This is a genomic window from Barrientosiimonas humi (genome assembly GCF_006716095.1).
Classification (GTDB): domain Bacteria; phylum Actinomycetota; class Actinomycetes; order Actinomycetales; family Dermatophilaceae; genus Barrientosiimonas; species Barrientosiimonas humi.
In genome coordinates, this window is the sequence record NZ_VFOK01000001.1 from 3067142 (window position 1) to 3087490 (window position 20349).

Consider the following 20349-nt stretch of genomic DNA (forward strand, 5'->3'; position numbering starts at 1 on the left):
CGCACTAAGGCGACCTAGTCAGTCGGGCTCATCCCCGCTCGCGCGGGGCGGACATTCCGTCACCGTCACAGATCGGGCAGGTCGGCGGCTCATCCCCGCTCGCGCGGGGCGGACGCGCGGACCGGCGCTAATGTCGGTGCCCGTCATGGCTCATCCCCGCTCGCGCGGGGCGGACTGTGGTCTAGGCGACCATAGCGCGGCATATACAGGCTCATCCCCGCTCGCGCGGGGCGGACTCGCCCCACACCTGCATAGCGCCTCGACCCCAGGGCTCATCCCCGCTCGCGCGGGGCGGACTCACTGGTGAGGCTGGACCGGCGCTGGAACTCCGGCTCATCCCCGCTCGCGCGGGGCGGACCTCGGCGACGCCGGCGGCGACGCGGGGAAGAAGGGCTCATCCCCGCTCGCGCGGGGCGGACGTCTGCTCACCGCCCGGCGACCTCGAGACCACGGGCTCATCCCCGCTCGCGCGGGGCGGACCTCGTACCACTTCGTGGCGAACCCGGCGGCTCGGGCTCATCCCCGCTCGCGCGGGGCGGACCGGCACCCTTGCGCTCACCGCCACGTCCAGCGGGGCTCATCCCCGCTCGCGCGGGGCGGACGCGCCCCGGTTGGTCTCGGCCCACTGCTGGGCGGGCTCATCCCCGCTCGCGCGGGGCGGACGACCGCATCGGCTCACTGTCCGGGCTGGACGAGGGCTCATCCCCGCTCGCGCGGGGCGGACGGCTCCGACGCCGTGCGCGCCGCGAACATCCTGGGCTCATCCCCGCTCGCGCGGGGCGGACAACCCGGCTCGCAGGTCGTCGCGCCACGAGGTCGGCTCATCCCCGCTCGCGCGGGGCGGACTCAAACACCGGGTCCGCCAGGATGACCGACCGCGGCTCATCCCCGCTCGCGCGGGGCGGACACGTCTCGGCGTGCAGGCCGTCCTGCTCCGCCCGGCTCATCCCCGCTCGCGCGGGGCGGACGCCTGGATGCCGCGGGCGGCGGTGGACACGGCGGGCTCATCCCCGCTCGCGCGGGGCGGACTGGCAGTCGTCTCGATGGTCCTCGGGGTAGTCGGGCTCATCCCCGCTCGCGCGGGGCGGACTCGTGCTCGGCGGCGGCGACCGCGAGGCAGAACGGCTCATCCCCGCTCGCGCGGGGCGGACTGAAGCCGGCATGGACGGAAGTTCAGCAGGCGGGGCTCATCCCCGCTCGCGCGGGGCGGACCGCCCTCCTCCAAGGTGTCCGGGTGCTCAGGGGGGCTCATCCCCGCTCGCGCGGGGCGGACCCGCCCTTGAGTCGGGCGACCTCGGCGCGGAGCGGCTCATCCCCGCTCGCGCGGGGCGGACTTCCAGGACAACATGATCGCCTACCTGATCGAGGGCTCATCCCCGCTCGCGCGGGGCGGACCGCGGCGTGGACCGTGACCTCGCATGGCAGGAGGGCTCATCCCCGCTCGCGCGGGGCGGACGACGCCGGGAACGCGACCACCCTGTTCGGCTGGGGCTCATCCCCGCTCGCGCGGGGCGGACATGACCGGGTTGCGCACCGCCCACGACTTGGTGGGCTCATCCCCGCTCGCGCGGGGCGGACAGCGAGACGGGGCGCAGTCGTGGGCGGCTGTGGGGCTCATCCCCGCTCGCGCGGGGCGGACACCATGAGCAGGGCGACGAGGAGGGTCATGCCGGGCTCATCCCCGCTCGCGCGGGGCGGACAGTCGCTGACCTGCAGTGTTCCACTCCTCCAGGGCGAAACTACTTCACTTTCGTCGCGCCGCGCGGCGGTACTTGCTCGCCGAGCTCCAGCCCTGGCGCATGCCGTATCGCGCTGCGGGGGCGGTCGGGCGGCGAATCAGCTCGATCCCGTCGAAGTCCACCGGCTCCCATTCGTGCCGGTGGATCCGGAACGCGAGCCGCTGTTCGCCGCGCACGGAGTGCACCATCACCGCGCGGCCATCCTTCGACAGATCAAGGACCCGCTCCCACAGCTGTTCCCGCACCCGAGCCGGCACGGCACCGACGAAGACGCCTGGGGAGATCTCCATCAGCCACCGGGTCAGATGACCGCGGAGTCCAGCGGGGCAGGCGGTGAGCACGAGAACTACCACGGCACGTCCTCCGCGTAGTCGCGTCCACCCGCCACGCGCCGCCCCTGGCCGTCCCAGAGATGCACGACATCCCACTCGCCGTCATCGACCTCGTCGGGGCTGTCGTCGGTGTCCAGCAGCAAACGGTGGATGTCTCGCACGCACCGAGTGAGCAGCTTCCCGTCGTGCAGTCGGTCGCGCATCTCGCGACGTGTCTCGGCGGGCAGATCGTCCAGCTCCTCGGCGCGAGCCGCGATGTCGAACGCCACCGGGATCGCCAGCTCCGCCTTGTAGAGGTCGGCCACGTCGAAGACGAACGAGCGCGCGTGCCCGGTGTGCACGAACCCGAGCCCAGGCGCACATCCCAGAGCCACGATCACGGCGTGCGTGACGCCATACAGACAGGTCGTTGCCGCGGACAGCGCCTGGTTGACCGCGTCCCCCGATTCGAAGTCTTCGCGGTCGTAGTTCCTGCGCGCCCACTCGACACCGGTGCGGTCCGACTCCGCACGGTAGATCCGACGGACACGCGCACCCTCTCGGCCGCGCAGCTGCTGCATCGTCAGACCCGAGACGTCCTCGCCGGCGAAACGCATGGCGTACATCGCCCGCGCCACACGCAACCTCGAAGACTGGTTCGTCACCGCGCCGGCCTGCGCCTCAAGCAGCCGTGAGCTGTTGGTGAGCGTGCGACCGTGCGCGTAGTAGCGCACGCCCCGCTCGCCCACCCACACACTCGTCGAACCGCTCTCGGCCATGAGCAGCATCGCCTGGTGCGTCACGCGGGTGCCTGGTCCGAGGAGCAGTGCTCCGATCGTGGCCGCAGGAATGTGAACCACGCCGCGTTCATCGGTGGCGGTGATCGCGTTGCCGTCGCGGTGAACGGTGCACCGCTCCAGATAGATGAAGCTCAGACGGTCCTGCGCGCGCACCAGCTGACCGATCTCGACCGGCGGTGGTCCCGGAGGCGGCTTGACCATCGGAGTCTCCTACGTCGGCGCCAGGGTGAGCAGGCCGCAGCCGTACGCCTTCGCCCGGCCGATGCCCGACGTCAGCGCTCTTCGTAGGACGTCTGGGTCCGTCACCGTCAGCTCTCCGCGGTAGGTGACGCGGGTGACACTCACCCGCCCGCGGCGCCCCGAATCAGGGTCGGAGCGTCCGAACTCGGCCAGCCCGATTCCCGAGAGCTCGAGCGCGCGAACTGGCTCGCCGTCCGCCTCGTCGCCGCGCGTGGGAATCTCGAATCCCCAGTGCTGACAACGAGATACGAACCATTCCTCCTGATGACGACGGGTCAGGTGCGGGGTGACCTTGCCGCGCTTCCCCTCTCCTGCGCTGACCGACCGCACCGGGTTCGCCGTCAGCCGGAACCTCCAGCTCTGGCCGGCCTCGATGCGCTGGAGGAACGGGTCGTAGTCCGCGGCGTCCCAGGTGGCCCGCGTCGGCCAGCCAGCCTGCTCGATCAGCCCTGTGAAGTCCGGGGGCTCGGGACTCACGACGTACAGCTCGATCCGGTGCTTCTCCGGCCGGTCGACCCGCCAGAGGACCCGGCCAGCCTGGTCGACTCCCCCGGCGTCCGGCCCGCAGCTCGCGAGCACCACGGCGTGCATCGCCTGAGGCGAGGCCAGGAACCGACCTGTCCCGCGACGGCTCGGGTTCAGCAGCACACGAGAGAGGTACATCTAGGCCCCGCCCAGTGCTGCGAAGAAGTCCTCGCGCTGATGACCGTCAGGATTGTCCTTCGCCACCGGCGCGAGGCGCACGACGTCACGCCAGCCGTACTCCCGTCGCTCGGAGGAGAAGCTCAGCGGCACGTCACGCACGGTGAAGCTGTCCTGGTCATCCGTCGGCAACCCGCCGGACGCGTCCGCGAGCAGGTCCAGATGCACGGTCTGCCCCTGCTCCTTCCTGTACGCCCTACTCACCTGCCAGTCGGCGTCCCGCAATGCGCTCTCCAGGTCCGTGTCCACCACGCCCAGGGACAGACGGCCCGCCGGTGGGCACGACCGTCGTCCGAGGTACAGCGGAAAGGCCGGGGCGCGCACGGCCTCGTCCAGTCCGCGCAGCAGCTCGGCATCCCCCTCGACACCTGCGACGAACACCGCGTCGGACAGGTAGTAGCGGTAGGACAACGGCATCACAGCTCCGTCGGAGATCCGGATCGCCGTCTGGAAGTCGCGGATGATCCGCCCGGGCTGGTCGACACGAACCCCGAACCGCAGCGCGGCAAGGTCCTCGACCGGGTCGGTCCGGCGGCGCCCCTGAGCAGCGGCGAGCAGCCCGAGGACGCCGCTCTTCGTCGGCTCGGGTCGCGTCTCGCGCCGTGTGAACCGGGAGGAGTCGCCCCACGCCTGCAGGGGCGCAGCGAGACGCAGCAGCAGGACGCTCATGCCGGCGCTGGGGCGGAGACGGCGGCACGGATCGGTTCCGCCAGCCGCTCGACGGCCTCCGCCAACGTGGCGACGTCGCCCAGCTCGTCCAGCGCAGCAGCCCGGTCGTTCCCCCGCACGACCAGGGTCAGCTCCGGCTCCGCGACGAACGAGGACACCCCTCGGGTCGCCTCTGCGAGCTTGGCGGCCGAGCCGGCAACCAGCCCCCGATCGGGCTGCACCGGATCCTCGAACGCACCGACGAGGTTCACCGGCTGCCCCGTGCGCACCATGATGACGGCCGCATCCGGGACGGTGCGGTTGGCGAAGGTGTTCTGCTTGCCGGTCGGCATGCTCGAGACGAAAGCGTGCACGAATGCCTGCGCGGCACGGACCGTTGCCTGCTCGTCCCCCAGGTTGGCGAACAACCCGTCCAGGTTGATCGTGGCGTAGCGGTAGATCGTCGCCGAGTTGAACTCGATCGTGCCGAGCATGCCGGCGCCGGACTCGTCCTCAGGGTTCTTGTCGTCCACCGCCGTGAAGTAGTCCTGCTCGATGTCGACCGCGTGCGTGCTGATCGCGTGGGCGACCTGCACGGCAGCGTCGACGCTCAGCTCCTTGTTGTCGGCCACCATGCGACCGAACAGCCCGACCTCGATGCCGTGCTCGCTATCGGCCGCGGCGACGGCGTCCTTCTTGCTCACGGTCTTGCCCGCGTCACCGTCCAGCGCCAGCTCTGCGAGTCGATCGATCTGGGCGGTGCTGAAGAAGATCAGGTAGTCGCTGACGGGATAGGGCTCGGCGTCGTCCGGCGACGCGTCCTTCTTCGCGCGAGGCTGAGTCACCTTGATTCCTAACGCTTTCAGGACGCCCTCGGCCCGCTGACGCGCCTCGTCGCCGTCCACGTCCGGCTGCAGCTCCTGCATGCGAGCAACCATGAGCTCGACGATGCGCTTGGTCCGGTAGCCGACGTCCGCCCGCTCCAGCGACTGCTCGTACGCCTTTCGCGCGGCCCGCTTCCATGCCTGGCTACTCACCCGCGCGCGGCGGACGCCGCCGTACAGCGCCGACTTGGGGCTGCCCGTGTCATCGCGGTTGAGGTTGCTCGGCGGAACCGTCTGCAGGACGTGGATGTCGATGAAGGTGGCCATCAGGCAGCTCCGTTCTCGGATGAATCATTGGCAGGTGGTGCACCGTCCGCGGGCGCGGACCCGTCGTCGGCCTCGCCCGGTCGTGAGTACAGGTCGCGCGCCCAGCCGGTCCGCACGCGGGTCGCCCGCTCCGGACGAGCCATGCGGAAGAGATCCGCCGCGAGCAGGGCGTGGTCCAGGCCGATGTCGTACGACCGGAGCAGCTTGATGAACACCCGCAGGTGATAGAGCCGCTGCGACGAGGTGCGTGCAAGCGCGACCGCGGTGAACCGTCGCACGACGGCCGGGTCAAGACCGCCGTCGGCCCCCTCGCGTCGCGCCAGCCGCCCGGCTGCCGCGCCGAGCGAGACGCCCCGGAGGTCCATAGGCGTCAACCGGCCTTGCTGGTGAATCGCATAGAGCACGAGGCCGGCACAGATGGCCTGCTCTGCGTCCGAGGGCCCGTCCGTCCTGCCCTGCAGTCGGGGGTCGAGGTCGGTCCAGACCAGCGCCCAGACACCTGGATCGTCACCGAGCCGTGCCGGGTCCGCGCCGCGCAGCGCCGCCATCGTGGCGGATGCTGCTGAGGTCGGTCGGGTCCGGCCGGCGGCCGGCAGGTATTCGCGTTGCAGCTGGCCGACCACCTGGCCCGTGTGCTGCTGGACCAGTCGGGCAGTGCCGACGTCCTGCTCAGCCATGGGTGAGCTCCTTCTCGCTCGTCTCGCTCGGACGGGCTGTCGCGAGCGGCAGTGCCTTGGCCAGGTTCCTGGTGAACCACAGGAGGGCGTTGCCGCTGCTCACGTGACGGGTGCCCCCTCCACGACGCTCGACGTCACGACCGCGGAACGCGTCGTCGCCGGCATTCAAGACAAGTTCGTCCCCCAGACGCCGGATGGCGTCCTTGGCGAACCGCTGCCAGGCGGTTCGCCGCTCGGTCAGGTCCGAGTCGGAGCTCAGTGAGGCGATCCACCGGCGATAACCCTGGTCGAGACGCAGATACCCGGTGGCGCGCGCCGAGTCGCGGGGGACGTCAGCCTCCTGGCCGCGAGCCGTTGCCAGCTCGCCCGCGAGCCCGGCCAGAGCGTCCACCGCCAGCTTTGCGTCGTCCAAGGAGGCGATGACGAGGCCGTGGAGCCGCTCGTCCGTCAGCACCGACAGACGCAGCCGGAGTGCGTCGTCGATGACGCTCGCGGTCGAGGAGTTCTGGGCGCCGTAAAGCATTCCGATGGAGCGCACGCGCACCGGGTAGTCGCGCGCGAGCACGCCCTGCTCCTGCAGCTCCGCCAGCCACTCCAGCGTGTGCGGCGGCAGCGTGTCGTCTCCCTCGTTGCGCACGGCACCGCCGTCGACACGTTGCACGAGCAGACCGGCGAGTCCTCGCCACAGGGCGCGCTCGGGATCATGCTCGCGGGGCATGTAGGCCACCGGGACCCCGTTTTTCTTCTCCTGCGCCTGGCTGCGCCGCCATGCCGTCATCGGCTCACGGTCGTGCTGGTTGTAGTGCTGGATCGGGTCGCCGTTGCTGATCACGACGTCGACGACGTCCGGGCCCTCGGTGACGAGCCGGATGCGCCTGATCGGCCACGTCATGATGTCGACGGGCCCGAGCGGGTGCTGGTGGCCCGCCTCGACCGCGGCTCCCAGCTGATCGCGCTCCCATACTGGCCTGTCACGCGAATCTCCTTGGTCCAGAGGAAGATTCAGCAGGAGCGTCTCCTTCAGGTTGGCGCCCTCGACGACGACCAGACCGGTCCGCCCGGTCCACCCGGTGCCGATGGGGTAGCCCTTGCCGCCCTTGACCCGCTCGTCGCCCACCGCACCCGTCTTGATCCCGGAGGGGTCGTACGCCTGCGCATGCACCACCCAGCGGGACGCCTCGGGGAGCCCGATGCGCTGGACGGCTGCTCCAGATCGGGTCGTGAAGTACGGGCTGTCGCCGTCGGGGTGCTCGCCGATGAGCTTGACCAGACCGCTGGTGCCCTTGGCGGCCAGGTCGGGAACCTGCATGAACGGGGTGGTCGGGGACAGCAGGTCGAAACGGTCGCGATGCTCTTCGAGGTAGGCGCGAATCTCCTTCATCGGCAGGGCTTCTGCCTCCCAGAGATCCCGCCACTGATCTTCCGCCTGCGCGCGGGTTCGCGCGTAGGGGAGCGATCGGCGCAGGATCGCGAGCAGCAGTCGCAGCACGGCCGCGGACTGGGTCGGCAGCTCGCCTGCCAGCGCTTCGATCTGGTGCGCCGAGGCGAAGGTGTCCTCGAGCGAACGCTCGTCGACCTGCTCGCCGGTGCGCGTGCGGATCCATGGCTGCGACACGAGGTCGAAGCCACGGATCTGGTCGCTGCTCATGCCCCCTCGGTCCCCATGGCCGTCATCATGAGGCCCCGGTCACGGTCGTAGTGGAGAAACTGCCCAGAAATGTTCGCGCGCCCCTCTCCGTCGAGCGGCAGCACCAGCACACCGCGCAACCAACGCGACTGCTGCCACCCGGTGAAGTCTGCGCCGAGCCTCTCGAGCTCGGCGATCACCGCGTCCCCCCGCCGTCCGCGCGACATCGTTGCTGGAAGGCGCAGGCTGTGCCGAGCCACCTCCCGGGCGAGCGCGTGCTCGGGGGCGTCGAACGAGACGTCGGGCAGCGAGCGGCCCGGCTCACCGTTCTCCCCCGGAAGCAGGCTGACCTCACCGAAGTCGTTACGGATGACGATGACGACCTCGATCCCCTCGTCACCGTCTCGCACCTGAGCGGCAGAACGCGCCTCGTCCCCCCGGTCGTCCACGCGAGCGTTGAGCCAACCGATCATCGAGCGCTCGTAGAACGGGTCGACCAGCAGAAACTTGCCCGCCGCCTCCTCACGGTTCTCAGCCTCCCGCTGAGCAGTCTTCTCGGCCTCCGCCCACGCCGTTGCCCATCCCGCGGGAGGTTCGAGGGCGGCCGAGTAGCCCCGCGCCACCAGCACGGGGATGTCGGCGGGGAGCGCCAGGGGCTGGCCAGCGAGGTACGGCTCGAGGACCAGAGCTGAGCGCAGGAGCGGCGCACCGCCGTACACCGCCGTTCCTCCGTCGTCCAGCGCTGGCGGGTCTCCCGCGAGGTCGATCGGCCCGACAGCCCGGACATACAGCCGGGGCGTCCGGAAAGCCTCGGGTCGGTGCTGCTCGCCGGCACCACGACGGTGACGGTGGAGGCGGCCCGACCGCTGCAGCACCAGGTCGATCGGCGCGAGGTCGGTGATCATGAGATCGACATCGATGTCGAGCGACTGCTCCAGCACCTGCGTGCCGACGACGACGAACCCGCGTGGACGACCCACCGACACGCCATCGCTGCCTGGCGGACCCAGCAGGTCGCGCAGGTGCTGCTCACGACGCATCCGGTCAGTGGCGACGAAACGACTGTGCACCAGCTGAACCCGCTCCGGGCCGAGCCTCTCGAGCAGCGCATCGTAGGCCTCCTGGGCCCGCGTCACGGTGTTGCAGATGACCGCCACGCACGCGCCGTCTGCGACGGCCCCGCCGACCAGCCCCACCAGCTCCGTGACGTCGTCGTCCATCCTCTCGACGGCTAGGTCGCGACTCTCGCCGACGACCTCCACGGGCACGGTCGTCCGACTGCGACCCTGCACCGTCACTCGCGGATAGGCACCTGCGTGCTCCTCGTCCTGCGCGTCCTGATCCGTCAAGTCATCGACGAGACCACGGCGGCCCGCGGCGTACGCGGCGAGCAGCTCCTCCCGGGTGCGCGGTGGCAGCGTCGCGCTGACGAGGACCACCGGAGTGCCGAACGCCCCGAGCCACTCGAGCACTCCGCGGAGGTAGACGTTCATGTAGACGTCGGATGCGTGCACCTCGTCGATCACGACGACCTTGCCGGCGAGGGCCAGCAGACGTAGGGCCGTGTGGCGCACCTTCAGGGCACCCATCAGCACCTGGTCGATGGTGCCGACCACCATGTTGGCCAGCACCCCCTTGCGGCGGCCCTGCAGCCAGGACGAGGCCTGGGCACCACCGGGGTCAGATCGATCCCGCTCGGGGTCTCCGACGGAGCGGTAGTAGGCGTCCTTGGTGAGTAACGCGTAGTCGTCGTTGAGCTCGGCCTTTCCGTGCGCCAGGAAGATCGAGTTGGCCGCGTCGCCGGGGAGGTCGTCGATCCAGCTCCGCACCCGTCCGAACATGGCATCGCTCGTGGCCATGGTCGGCAGACCCACCATCACTCCGGACTGGCCGAAGCGAGAGGCCAGCACCTCAGCAGCGGCGAGCGCCGCCTCGGTCTTGCCCTGACCCATGGGGGCCTCGATGAGCAGAGCGGCGGGTTCCTCGACGGCCTTCGCGGCCTTGACCGCATCGATCTGCATCGGGTGGATCTGGGCATCGGCGAGGTGTGGAAACCGTTCGCGCAGAAGCGATTCCGCGTCAGGTGCGGCGGTGGGCGACCACGGCATCATCAGGTCGCGGGCCAACTGGGCGTTCGCCAGCCGCGCACCGGCCGCGAGGACCTCATGGGGGAATCGCTTGACGTCGCTCGCGAGCCAGTCCGCCACCACCACCGCCGCAGTGAGCAGCACCTGCGCGGTCAACGGGAGCGACAGCCTGGTCCAGTCCGGCAGCAGCTGGTCCGCGCCCGTTCGCGCCGCCACGCCCTCGACGATCTCCGACTGGACGGCTCGCCAGGCGTCCGTGGCACCCACACTTTCCTGGCCGCGCAGCGCCCTCAGCTCCAGGGTCGTCGGGGGGACTCCGTGGTGAGCCCCGACCGGTGACGCGAAGCCGTCGGCGGCCCCTTTGCTGAACCCCTGCTGCTGGAGCCACTCGGTGAGCAGGAACTGCCCGACGCGGCAGTGTGGTGGCGCCTGAGGACTGGCCGGCCCCACCCTGAGGCCCTGGCCCTCCATGTCGGTGACGAGGCCGGCGAACTCCGGGCCGGCGTACTCCGCCTTGGCTGCGAAGGCCGGGCTGGCCTTGCCGAGGTCATGGATCCCGGCGAGGAAGGTCAGCAGTGCACGACCGTCGGCCTCTCCGCTGGGAAGCGGTTCACTGATCACCCGCCGTACGTTCGGCGCCAGCCACTCGTCCCAGAGGAACCCGGCGACCGCTGCCGAGTCCTCCAGGTGCTGGACCAGCGGCATCCAGGATCCGGTGTCTCGATCGGTCTTGCCCCACACCGACCGCGCTGCCTCGCTCCACCCCATGTCTGCCTCCCGCGGTCAGGATGCCGGGACCGCCTCTGGTCTAGGGCGGATTCGGGCTGAAATCCTGCGACGGCTGCTGCGCTGTCCGACTGGTTCGGACACGGTCGCTGCGGGGGTGGGCTGACGCTGTCGCCTCAGCTCTGCGCGTAGCGGTCGGCCACCCCGAGGGCCTCGTCCAGGATCGCCAACCCCTCGCGCAGCTCCTCCTCGCGCGTGGTGCACGGCGGGACCACGTGGGTGCGGTTGAAGTGCACGAACGGCCACAGGCCGCGCTCGCGGCAGGCGGCGGCGAACTCGGTCATCGGGGCGGCGTCGGCGCCGCCGGCGTTGAACGGCACCAGCGGCTCGCGGGTCTCCCGGTCGCGCACCAGCTCGATCGCCCAGAACGCGCCGAGCCCGCGCACCTCGCCGATCGACGGGTGCTTCTCGGCGAGCTCGCGCAGGCCGGGGCCGATGACGTCCTGACCGAGCGCGGCGGCGTGCTCGAGCACCTGCTCCTCCCGCATCGCGGTGATCGCGGCGACGGCCGACGCGCAGGCCAGCGGGTGCCCGGAGTACGTCAACCCGCCCGGGTAGGCCCGCTCACCGAAGCTGTCGCGCACCGCGGGCGAGATGATGACGCCGCCGAGCGGGACGTACCCGCTGTTGACGCCCTTGGCGAAGGTGATCAGGTCGGGGACGACGTCCCACGCATCGACTGCGAACCACTCGCCGCAGCGCCCGAAGCCGCTCATCACCTCGTCGGCGATCAGCACGATGCCGTGCTCGTCGCAAAGGTCGCGCACGCCCTGGAGGTAGCCGTCCGGCGGCACGAGGATGCCGTTCGTGCCGACGACCGGTTCGAGGATGATCGCGGCGATCGTGTGCGGCCCCTCGACCGTGACCATGTCGCGCAGGTGCGCCAGCGCCCGCTCGCACTCCTGCTCCTCGGTCTCGGCGTGGAAGGCCGAGCGATAGAGGTAAGGCCCCCAGAAGTGGACGACGCCCGGCTGCGCCGGCTCGGACGGCCAGCGGCGCGGCTCCCCGGTCAGCGTGATCGCGCCGGCGGTGGAGCCGTGATAGCTGCGGTACGCCGCCAGCACCTTCGGCCGGCCGGTGTGCAGTCGGGCCATGCGCACCGCGTTCTCGTTGGCCTCCGCGCCGCCATTGGTGAAGAAGACGGTGTCGAGGTCACCGGGGGCGACCTCGGCGATGAGGCGCGCTGCCTCACCGCGTGCGTCGTTCGCGAATCCCGGTGCCACCGTTGCCAATCGGCCCGCCTGCTCCTGGATCGCCTTGACGACCTTGGGGTGCTGGTGGCCGATGTTGAGGTTGACCAGCTGGGAGGAGAAGTCGAGGTAGCGCTTGCCGTCGTAGTCCCAGAAGTGCGACCCCTCCGCCCGCGCGATCGGCATCGGGTCGATGAGGTCCTGCGCCGACCAGGAGTGGAACACGTGCTGCCGGTCGAGCTTGCGGACGGTGGCCTCGTCGTACGACGTGAAGTCGGCGCTCATAGGTCCAGTGTGCCGCTCGCTCCACGCGCCGAGCATGACGTCGTCGTCCGCGAGATCGAAGAACGTCCGCCCACAGCGATCCCAGTCGTCATCCGTCAGAGAACGTGCGTCAGTCATGGGCACCACCACCTCGAGAGCACTGAACCTGGAGACGACCCGGCCGCGCTACCCTCAATCCATGCAGCACGCGCAGCAGACGACGACGCCGGACCCGCTCCGGCGCTGATCAGGCTGCACTGACCACCCCGCCCCGGAGCCAGGCTCCGGGGCTTTCGCGTTGCCCCGCCCGGCTCCGAGCACCACCACCCAGGAGTCGAAACACCATGAGCGACAACGCTTCTCACGACGAGTTCCAGGACCATCGCGAGCTCAACCAGGCCCTCGGCATCTTCACCACCGACCCGTTGATCGGCAGCGGGCTGCCCGTCTGGTTGCCGAACGGCAGCATCGTGCGCGACGAGCTCGAGCAGCTCGCCCGCGACGTCGCCCGCGCCGACGGCTGCCACGGCGTGCACTCCCCCGTGCTCGCCAAGCGCGAGCTGTTCGAGCGCTCCGGCCACTGGGCGAAGTTCGCCGACGACATGTTCCCCGTGATGCAGCTCGGCGCCGCCCCGGGCGACGACGACCTCGTGCTGCGGCCGGCCAACTGCCCGCACCACGCGCTGGCGTACGCCGCCAGCCGCCACTCCTACCGCGAGCTCCCGGTCCGGCTCAACGAGCTGGCGCCGATGTTCCGCGCGGAGCGCTCCGGCGTGCTCTCCGGCCTCAGCCGCGTGCGGCAGATCAGCCTCGACGACACCCACGTCTTCTGCCGCCCCGACCAGATCGGCGACGAGGCGGCGCGCGCACTGCGTTCTGCCCTGCACGCCCAGGAGGTGCTCGGGCTGCCCGTGGATTACGTACGAATGTCGTTGCGCGACAATGGTGCTGGCTATCTCGGCACTGACCAGCAGTGGGGTGACGCCGAGGCTGCGCTGCGGCTCGCGGCCGAGCGGGTGCTCCCCGGCACCGGCCTCGAGCTGGTCGACGGCGTGGGCGAGGCGGCGTTCTACGGACCCAAGCTCGACCTGCAGGTGCGCGACGGGCGCGGCCACGAGGAGACCATCGCCACCGTGCAGCTGGACTTCAACCAGCCCGAGCGGTTCGACCTGACCTACGACGGCGAGGACGGCGGCCGCCACCGCGTCGCGATGATCCACCGCGGCACCGTCGGCTCGATGGAGCGGGTCGTCGCGTCGCTGCTCGAGCGGTACCAGGGGCGGCTGCCGCTGTGGCTCGCGCCGGTGCAGGTGTGCCTGCTGCCCGTCGCGCCCGCGCACGACGGCCCCGCGCGGCGCTTGCACGACGACCTGCTGGCCGCCGGTCTGCGCCCGCGCACCGACGTCGACGGGTCGCTCGGCGCGCGCATCCGCCGCAGCCGCGAGCGCCGCGACGCCGTCATCGTGGTCATCGGCGACGACGAGATCGCCAGCGACAGCGTGCAGGTCACCGACCCGGCCGCCGACTTCCGGGGAGCCGTCGACCGGGCGAGGTTCGTGGCGCAGCTGCAGAAGGCGTACGACTCGCGCGCCCGGCGGATCGACTGGTGACGGCGGGCCGGGGCCAGGCTCCGCATTTCGTGCACCAGTGAACGATCTGAGTACGCCATCGCCCGGGATACCGGCCCGGCGCCTCCGCATTTCGTTCACCAGTGAACGGAATGCCCCGGGGGGTCTCGATACGGCCTCGTCCCTCGGCCTACTCGACCAGCGTGGGCCCTTCGCGGCGGCGGCTGCGCAGCGGTCCGTTGGGCAGCGCGGGGGCGGGGAGGCGGTCGCGGCCGCCGTCGTACCCCGGGACGTCGCCGAACCGGTCGGACCCGGCCTCCCACTCCGCGCGGTATGCCGCGACCTCGTCGTGGTTGCGGCCGATGAAGTTCCACCACATGACGATCTCCTCGTCATAGGGCTCGCCGCCGAGCAGCACGATGCGGGCGCCCTGCTCGGAGGTGAGGTGCAGCGAGGCACGGCCGGGGTCGGTCACCGCGAGCGCACCCGACTCGAGCGCGGCGCCCTCGAGCGTCACGTCGCCGTCGTCGAGCAGCACCGCGTGCTCGAAGCCGGGGTCGACCTCGACCTGCCAGTCGGCACCCGGTTCGAGCCGAATCTCCGCCGCCAGCAACGGAGTTGCGGTCTCGATCGGAGACTCCGCCCCCGCCAGCGACCCCACGAACACCCGCCCGTGCACGCCCGCGCCCAGCGCCGACTCCGGCGCCGCGAAGTGCTGCAGCCGGCGCGGGAGGTCGCGGTCGGCCTCGGGCAGCACGACCCACAGCTGCACCCCGTGCAACCGCTGCGTGTCGTCGGTCGAGACCTCCGAGTGGGCGATGCCCTGCCCGGCGGTCATCAGGTTGACCTCGCCCGGCCGCACGATCGCGTGGTAGCCGCCGGAGTCGTGGTGCTCGACCTGACCCTCGAACAGCCAGGTGACGGTCTGCAGCGCGGTGTGCGGGTGCGGCGGCACGTGCATCCCGCCGGTGGCTGCGACGTCGTCGGGCCCGTAGTGGTCGACGAAGCACCACGCCCCGACGAACGACCGGTCGCGGTGCGGCAGCGTGCGCCGCACGGTCATCGCCCGCGGCCCGCCCAGCGGAACCTCGCGCGGCGCCAGCACCAGCACGTCCTTCGCGTCGTGCATCGGCTCGCCCACGACCTCCTGCGGGTCGCGCTCCTCGTTGCTCATCTCGGCCTCCCGTGGGGGTTGCTGTCAGCCAGTGTCTCGCGCAGCGCCGCGAGGTGGGCATGCACCAGGGGGATCGCCGACGCGCCCTCCCCCGAAGCCGACGCGACACGCTTCATCGACCCGGCGCGTACGTCTCCGGCGGCGAAGATTCCCGGCACCGTGGTCTCGAGGTTGGCGGGCGGAATGCCTTCTCGCCAATGGTCTTTCGGCACGTCGCGGCCGGTCAGCAGGTATCCGCGCTCGTCGCGCGCGACCGTGTCTGGCACCCAGTCGACGTGCGGGCTCGCCCCGAGCAGCAGGAACAGCCCGCTCGTCTCGACCCGTTCGGCGCCGTCGGGCCCGGTCAGCTCGATCCATTCCAGCCGGCCGGTGCCGCCGCCGTCGGTCACCTCGGTCGAGCCGCGCACCGTGATGAGCGGGTTGGAGCGGATCTCCCGCACGAGGTAGTCCGACATGGTCTCGGCCAGCCCAGCCCGCCGTACGACGATGGTCACCGACGCGGCGTACCTCGCCAGGTGCACCGCCGCCTGCCCGGCCGAGTTGCCGCCGCCCACGACGTGCACGTGCTTGCCGGTCATCTCCTGCGCGGCGCTGGTCGCGGCGCCGTAGTGCACGCCGAGCCCGACCAGCTCCTCGAGCGGCGCGACGCCGAGACGCCGATACTTCACGCCGCTCGCGATGATCACCGACCAGGCGCAGATGCGGGTGCCGCCGACCCACGCGTGCTGGTGCTGCCCCTCGGGCTCGATGCCGGTCACCGGCAGCGCGGCGAAGAAGCGCGCCCCGAACCGCGACGCCTGCATGCGCGCACGCTGCGCGAGCCGCATGCCGGAGATGCCGCGCGGGAAGCCGAGGTAGTTGCGGATCATCGAGCTGGTGCCGGCCTGGCCACCGATCGCGTCGGCGTCGACCACCACCGTCGACAACCCCTCCGAGGCGGCATAGACCGCCGCGGCGAGCCCCGCCGGCCCCGCGCCCACCACCAGCACGTCCGCCACGGTGCCCTCGGGGATGTCGGACGGCGCGCCGTACATCGCCGCCGCGAGGTCGGCCACGGACGGCTGCACGAGGGTGCCGCGCCCGAACGTGTCGATCACGGGAAGCCTTGCGGGACCGTCGATCTCGACGTCAGCGAGCACCTCTTGCCCCTGCTCGGAGCAGGAGGAGTAGACCGAGCTCGGCACGCCGGTGCGCGACAGGTAGTCGCGGATGCGGGCGAGCTCGGCCGAGTCGGTGTCGGCGACGATGCGCACGGCGTCGACCACCGGGCGCGCGGCCGACCAGCCCCAGTCGCTCAGCAGCTCGCTCACCGCCTGGTGGAACTCCTCGTCGCGCGGTCCGCGCGGCACGCCGAGATAGGCGTCGTAGCAGCCGTCGAGCATCGCCTGGCGCACCTCCTCGACCATCCGCCCGAAGTCGCTCGCCGGCAGCACGCACAGCCGCCGCGCGGTCGGCACGACCTGGTGCAGCGCGGTCAGCACCTGCGCCGCGGTGCCGCCGGGCACCACGCACTCGCACACGAGCAGGGCGACGGGCTGGCCCGCCCGCGCCCGACGTACGCACTCGGCACGGGCGGTGTCGGCGTCACCGACGATGAGCACCTCGTAGTCCCCGGAGTAACGGTCCTCGAGCACGGATCGGATGGCCTCGGCGGAGACACCGGCGACGGCGAGGATGAGCGGGCGGGTCACGGCGACCAGTCTGCCTGGGAGCCGCGGGCAACGCGCCCGCGCGGGCGGATCGGCTGCGACGATGCCTGCATGATCCTCGACCTGACCGGACGCACCGCGCTCGTCACCGGCGGCGGGGTCGGCATCGGCGCCGCCGTGGCCGCTGCGCTCACCGACGCGGGGGCGCGCGTCGCGATCACCTATCGCAGCCACCCGCCCACCGAGGAGGCGCTGACCGCGCTCGGTGGCCCGGCGGGCCGGCCGGTGGCGGTGCAGCTCGACAGCGCCGACGAGGCCGCGGTCGAGCGGTCGGTGGGCGAGGCGGCTGCCGAGCTCGGCGGACTCGACATCGTCGTCAACAACATCGGCGGGCTCGTGCGCCGCGCCACGCTCGACACCCTCACGCTCGCGCAGTGGCGCGAGATCCTGACGGTCAACCTCGACAGCACGTTCCTCGTGAGCCACGCGGCGCTGCCGCACCTGCGCGATGGCACCGGCCGGATCGTCAACCTGGCCTCGCTCGCCGGGCACACCGGCGGGCACCCGGGCGCCCTGGCGTACGCCACCGCCAAGGCCGGCATCTTCGGCTTCACCCGCGCGCTGGCGAAGGAGCTCGCGCCGCGCGGCATCACGGTCAACGCGCTGGCCCCGGGATTCATCGAGGCCACGCCGTTCCACGACACGTTCACCACGGCCGACTCCAAGGCCGCGACGATCCGCGACATCCCGGCCGGCCGCGCGGGCACGCCGCTCGACGTGGCGGGCGCCGCGGTGTGGCTCGCGTCCGACCTGGCGAGCTATGTCAACGGCGCGGTCATCGACATCAACGGTGCGCAGTACTTCCACTGAGCCCCCCGTCACCCACCTGGAAGACTGGCGCCCGTGACGGACGTGGTCGTCGGCATCGACGTGGGCGGGACCCGCATCAAGTCGGTGCTGCTGACGAGGTCCGGTGACGTGCTCGCCGAGGACACGCGGCCGACTCCGGCAGACGCGTCCGTACGTCTGGGGCCGGCTCTCGCCGACATCGTCACCTCGCTGGTCGAGCGGGGTGGGGGTGAGTCCGGCGGCCCGAGCGAGGCCCGTGGGCCCGGCGAGGTGCGTGAGCCCGGCGGGCCGGGCGAGGTGCGGCCGGCGCGGGTCGGCATCGGGGTGCCGGGCATCGTCGACGAGCAGCGCCAGGTCGGCGTGCGCTCCGCCAACCTCGGGTGGCACGACCTGGACCTGCAGCGGGCGTTCGGCGAGCACCTGTCGCTGCCGTTCGTCGTCGGGCACGACGTGCGTTGCGGGCTGCTCGCCGAGGCGCGACTGGGGGCGGCGCAGGGGTGCACCGAGGTGCTGTTCGTGCCGCTCGGCACCGGCGTCGCCGCGGCCCAGCTCGTCGGCGGTCGGCTGTGGCACGGGCGGCCGTGGGCCGGCGAGATCGGGCACGTGGTGGTCGACCCCGACGGCGACCCGTGCGCCTGCGGTCTCCGCGGGTGCCTCGAGACGGTGGCGAGCGCGGGGGCGATCGGGCGTCGGTGGTCGGCGCTGACCGGCCGCGGCGGGGACGCGGCCGAGGTCGCGCGACTCGTCGCCGCAGGAGACCAACAAGCAATCTCGTTGTGGCACAACGCGATCGAGGCCCTGGCCGCGGTCATCTCGCCCGTCGTCGCCGCCAACGGCACGCAGCTGGTGCTCGTCGGTGGCGGTCTCGTGCGGGCGGGCGACCTGCTGCTCGACCCGTTGCGCGAGGCGGTGCACGCACGGCTGGCCCCGGCCATGCGACCGGCGGTGGCGCCCGCGTCGCTCGGCGACCGGGCCGGCTCGCTCGGAGCGGCGCTGCTGTCGCTCGAGGCCGGAGGCGTCGCGTGATCGTCACGCTCACGCCCAACCCCGCGGTCGACGTGACCTATCGCGTCGGGGCGCTCGAGGTCGGCGGCTCGCACCCGGTTGGCGCGGTGCGCGAGCAGGCGGGCGGCAAGGGGGTCAACACCGCGGCGGTGCTCACGACCATGGGGCAGGAGTGCGTGGCCGTCTGCCCGGTCGGTGCGGACGACGCCGACCGGTTCGCGGCCGATCTCGACGCCCGCGGCGTGCGCCATCGGCTGCTCCGGCTGCCTGGCCGCACCCGCCGCTCGGTCACCGTGGTCGACGACGCCGGCGAGGCGACGGTGCTCAACGAGCCGGGGCTGCCGTGGGGTCGCGACGACCGCGACCTGGTGATCCAAGTCGTCGCTCAATCTCTCTCTGGTGCAAGGGTTCTCACGATCAGCGGCAGCCTTCCTGACGCTGCCGTGGCGGCGGTCGTGCGGTGCGTCGAGACGGCCGACGCCCTGGCCGTGCCGGCGGTGCTCGACCTGCGCGGACCGGTGCTGCGCGACTCCCTGGCGCACGGCCCGGCGCTCGTGAAGCCGAACCGTGCCGAGGCGGCAGCGATGCTGGGGTTCGACGCCTCGGCCGCGCCGTCCGCAGCCGAGCTCGCCGAGCGACTGGTCGGTGACGGTGCCGGCGCCGCAATCGTCTCCGACGGTGCGGCGGGGCTGACGCTGGTGTCCGGCGATGGCATACGGCTGGTTGGACGGTTGCCAGAACCGTTGCAGGGCAACGCAACTGGTGCCGGCGACGCACTCACCGCCGCGCTGGCTGCGGGACTGGCCGAGGGCGTACCGACTGGGCGGGACGCCTGGGCCGAGACCCTGCGCACGGGGGTCGCCTGGTCGGCCGCCGCGGTGCTGCAGCCCGTCGCCGGCGCCGTAGACCCCGCCGACGTCGCCCGCCTGCTCCCCCGTGTCGAGATCGAGGAGATCGCCTGATGACCCTGGCCAACCTGACCGAGCTGCTGGCGACGACGACGCGGGGTGCGATCGCGGCGTTCAACGTCATCCAGATCGAGCACGCCGAGGCGTACGCCGCGGCCGCCGCGCACACGAATCTGCCTGTGGTCATGCAGATCTCGCAGAACGCCGTGCGCTATCACGGGGCGCTGGCACCGATCGCCGCCGCGACCCTCGCGGTCGCGCGCGCCAGCGAGCAGCCGGTCGTCGTGCACCTCGACCACGCCGAGGACGAGGACCTCGTCCGGGAGGCCGTCGAGCTCGGCCTCACGTCGGTGATGTACGACGGTTCGCGCCTCCCCGACGAGCAGAACCGGGAGGCGACCGCGCGCGTCGTGCAGCGCTGCCACGACGCGGGGGTCAGCGTCGAGGCCGAGCTGGGCGAGGTCGGCGGCAAGGACGGCGTGCACGCGCCGGGCGTGCGCACCGACCCGGCGGACGCCGCGCAGTTCGTCGCCGACACGGGGGTCGACGCGCTGGCGGTCGCGGTCGGCAGCTCGCACGCCATGACCTCGCGCACCGCCGAGCTCGACGTCGACCTGATCGCGCGGCTGCGCGAGGGCGTACCCGTCCCGCTCGTGCTGCACGGCTCCTCCGGCGTGCCCGACGCGGGGCTCGTCGCCGCCGTGCGCGCGGGCATGCGCAAGGTCAACATCGCCACCCACCTGAACCAGGTCTTCACCGAGGCGATGCAGACGTCGCTGCGGGAGCACCGGACCGTCGACACCCGCCGCTACCTCGGCGCCGGCCGCGACGCCATCACCGCCGAGGCCGCCCGCCTCCAACAGCTGCTCGCCCTGGAACCCACGACCTTGGTGGAGTAGGCCGGCCGACCACGGTGGTCGAGCGGCTCTCTTGAAGCTGGTCGAGTAGGCCGGAGCGCAGCGGAGGCCGCATCG

The 20349-nt window shown here is 71.8% G+C and carries 16 protein-coding genes and 1 CRISPR repeat array (1 of these 17 running past the window's edge); of the genes, 5 read left to right on the plus strand and 11 right to left on the minus strand.

Translation table 11 applies throughout. The annotated features are described in order from the left end of the window. Positions 1-1700: a CRISPR direct-repeat array (repeat unit 28 nt; unit sequence GGCTCATCCCCGCTCGCGCGGGGCGGAC); it begins 2354 nt to the left of the window's first position. Between the two features lie 44 nt (positions 1701-1744). The 9 genes from FB554_RS14260 to FB554_RS14300 form a co-directional block, all read right to left on the minus strand. Next, on the minus strand, positions 1745-2029 hold the full coding sequence (locus FB554_RS14260) for a type I-E CRISPR-associated endoribonuclease Cas2 (protein ID WP_236022410.1): 285 nt from the start codon (positions 2027-2029) through the stop codon (positions 1745-1747). A gap of 56 nt (positions 2030-2085) precedes the next feature. Continuing rightward, the gene (cas1e, locus tag FB554_RS14265) at positions 2086-3051 is read right to left on the minus strand and encodes a type I-E CRISPR-associated endonuclease Cas1e (RefSeq protein ID WP_142007061.1); all 966 of its coding nucleotides are present in this window, start codon (positions 3049-3051) and stop codon (positions 2086-2088) included. Between the two features lie 9 nt (positions 3052-3060). Further along, the gene (gene cas6e / locus FB554_RS14270) at positions 3061-3753 is read right to left on the minus strand and encodes a type I-E CRISPR-associated protein Cas6/Cse3/CasE (RefSeq protein ID WP_142007062.1); all 693 of its coding nucleotides are present in this window, start codon (positions 3751-3753) and stop codon (positions 3061-3063) included. Continuing rightward, the gene (gene cas5e / locus FB554_RS14275) at positions 3754-4461 is read right to left on the minus strand and encodes a type I-E CRISPR-associated protein Cas5/CasD (RefSeq protein ID WP_142007063.1); all 708 of its coding nucleotides are present in this window, start codon (positions 4459-4461) and stop codon (positions 3754-3756) included. After that, entirely contained in the window at positions 4458-5591 is a 1134-nt protein-coding gene (cas7e, locus tag FB554_RS14280; protein WP_211344611.1) for a type I-E CRISPR-associated protein Cas7/Cse4/CasC, read from the minus strand. The genes cas5e and cas7e overlap by 4 nt, the downstream gene beginning before the upstream one ends. Continuing rightward, complete coding sequence (gene casB, locus FB554_RS14285; RefSeq protein WP_142007065.1) at positions 5591-6268, minus strand: type I-E CRISPR-associated protein Cse2/CasB; 678 nt, start codon at positions 6266-6268, stop codon at positions 5591-5593. The genes cas7e and casB overlap by 1 nt, the downstream gene beginning before the upstream one ends. Next, positions 6261-7916: a type I-E CRISPR-associated protein Cse1/CasA gene (gene casA, locus FB554_RS14290; protein ID WP_142007066.1), complete on the minus strand. Its 1656-nt coding sequence runs from the start codon at positions 7914-7916 to the stop codon at positions 6261-6263. The genes casB and casA overlap by 8 nt, the downstream gene beginning before the upstream one ends. Beyond that, entirely contained in the window at positions 7913-10750 is a 2838-nt protein-coding gene (gene cas3 / locus FB554_RS14295; protein ID WP_142007067.1) for a CRISPR-associated helicase Cas3', read from the minus strand. The genes casA and cas3 overlap by 4 nt, the downstream gene beginning before the upstream one ends. Positions 10751-10884: 134 nt before the next feature. After that, complete coding sequence (locus FB554_RS14300) at positions 10885-12243, minus strand: aspartate aminotransferase family protein (RefSeq protein WP_142007068.1); 1359 nt, start codon at positions 12241-12243, stop codon at positions 10885-10887. Positions 12244-12566: 323 nt separating this feature from the next. On the opposite strand from FB554_RS14300, the gene thrS reads away from it, so the two are divergent. Next, positions 12567-13832 carry a threonine--tRNA ligase gene (gene thrS, locus FB554_RS14305; RefSeq protein ID WP_142007069.1) on the plus strand — a complete coding sequence of 422 codons (1266 nt, stop codon included), beginning with the start codon at positions 12567-12569 and terminating at the stop codon, positions 13830-13832. Positions 13833-13980: 148 nt separating this feature from the next. On the opposite strand, the gene FB554_RS14310 is transcribed toward thrS, so the two are convergent. Both FB554_RS14310 and FB554_RS14315 read right to left on the minus strand, forming a co-directional pair. After that, positions 13981-14964 carry a pirin family protein gene (locus tag FB554_RS14310; RefSeq protein WP_142007070.1) on the minus strand — a complete coding sequence of 328 codons (984 nt, stop codon included), beginning with the start codon at positions 14962-14964 and terminating at the stop codon, positions 13981-13983. Then, positions 14961-16655: an NAD(P)/FAD-dependent oxidoreductase gene (locus FB554_RS14315; protein ID WP_142007071.1), complete on the minus strand. Its 1695-nt coding sequence runs from the start codon at positions 16653-16655 to the stop codon at positions 14961-14963. The genes FB554_RS14310 and FB554_RS14315 overlap by 4 nt, the downstream gene beginning before the upstream one ends. 69 nt (positions 16656-16724) lie before the next feature. On the opposite strand from FB554_RS14315, the gene FB554_RS14320 reads away from it, so the two are divergent. The 4 genes from FB554_RS14320 to FB554_RS14330 are packed head-to-tail and all read left to right on the plus strand — an operon-like array spanning position 16725 to position 20274. Then, positions 16725-17483 (plus strand): SDR family NAD(P)-dependent oxidoreductase, encoded by a 759-nt coding sequence (locus tag FB554_RS14320; RefSeq protein ID WP_142007072.1) that lies wholly within the window; start codon positions 16725-16727, stop codon positions 17481-17483. Between the two features lie 33 nt (positions 17484-17516). After that, positions 17517-18488 (plus strand): ROK family protein, encoded by a 972-nt coding sequence (locus FB554_RS17235; protein ID WP_170206893.1) that lies wholly within the window; start codon positions 17517-17519, stop codon positions 18486-18488. Beyond that, a complete protein-coding gene (locus FB554_RS17240) occupies positions 18485-19429 on the plus strand; it encodes a 1-phosphofructokinase family hexose kinase (protein ID WP_170206894.1) in 945 nt (314 codons plus the stop codon). Before FB554_RS17235 ends, FB554_RS17240 begins: the two co-directional genes overlap by 4 nt. Continuing rightward, complete coding sequence (locus tag FB554_RS14330) at positions 19429-20274, plus strand: class II fructose-bisphosphate aldolase (RefSeq protein WP_142007073.1); 846 nt, start codon at positions 19429-19431, stop codon at positions 20272-20274. The genes FB554_RS17240 and FB554_RS14330 overlap by 1 nt, the downstream gene beginning before the upstream one ends. Positions 20275-20349 lie beyond the last annotated feature (75 nt).

Excerpts from the sequence above, each read along its gene's own strand:
- FB554_RS14260 (WP_236022410.1), bottom strand. The coding sequence starts at position 2,029 with ATGGAGATCTCCCCAGGCGTCTTCGTCGGTGCCGTGCCGGCTCGGGTG.
- cas1e (WP_142007061.1), bottom strand. The coding sequence starts at position 3,051 with ATGGTCAAGCCGCCTCCGGGACCACCGCCGGTCGAGATCGGTCAGCTG.
- cas6e (WP_142007062.1), bottom strand. The coding sequence starts at position 3,753 with ATGTACCTCTCTCGTGTGCTGCTGAACCCGAGCCGTCGCGGGACAGGT.
- cas5e (WP_142007063.1), bottom strand. The coding sequence starts at position 4,461 with ATGAGCGTCCTGCTGCTGCGTCTCGCTGCGCCCCTGCAGGCGTGGGGC.
- cas7e (WP_211344611.1), bottom strand. The coding sequence starts at position 5,591 with ATGGCCACCTTCATCGACATCCACGTCCTGCAGACGGTTCCGCCGAGC.
- casB (WP_142007065.1), bottom strand. The coding sequence starts at position 6,268 with ATGGCTGAGCAGGACGTCGGCACTGCCCGACTGGTCCAGCAGCACACG.
- casA (WP_142007066.1), bottom strand. The coding sequence starts at position 7,916 with ATGAGCAGCGACCAGATCCGTGGCTTCGACCTCGTGTCGCAGCCATGG.
- cas3 (WP_142007067.1), bottom strand. The coding sequence starts at position 10,750 with ATGGGGTGGAGCGAGGCAGCGCGGTCGGTGTGGGGCAAGACCGATCGA.
- FB554_RS14300 (WP_142007068.1), bottom strand. The coding sequence starts at position 12,243 with ATGAGCGCCGACTTCACGTCGTACGACGAGGCCACCGTCCGCAAGCTC.
- thrS (WP_142007069.1), top strand. The coding sequence starts at position 12,567 with ATGAGCGACAACGCTTCTCACGACGAGTTCCAGGACCATCGCGAGCTC.
- FB554_RS14310 (WP_142007070.1), bottom strand. The coding sequence starts at position 14,964 with ATGAGCAACGAGGAGCGCGACCCGCAGGAGGTCGTGGGCGAGCCGATG.
- FB554_RS14320 (WP_142007072.1), top strand. The coding sequence starts at position 16,725 with ATGATCCTCGACCTGACCGGACGCACCGCGCTCGTCACCGGCGGCGGG.
- FB554_RS14330 (WP_142007073.1), top strand. The coding sequence starts at position 19,429 with ATGACCCTGGCCAACCTGACCGAGCTGCTGGCGACGACGACGCGGGGT.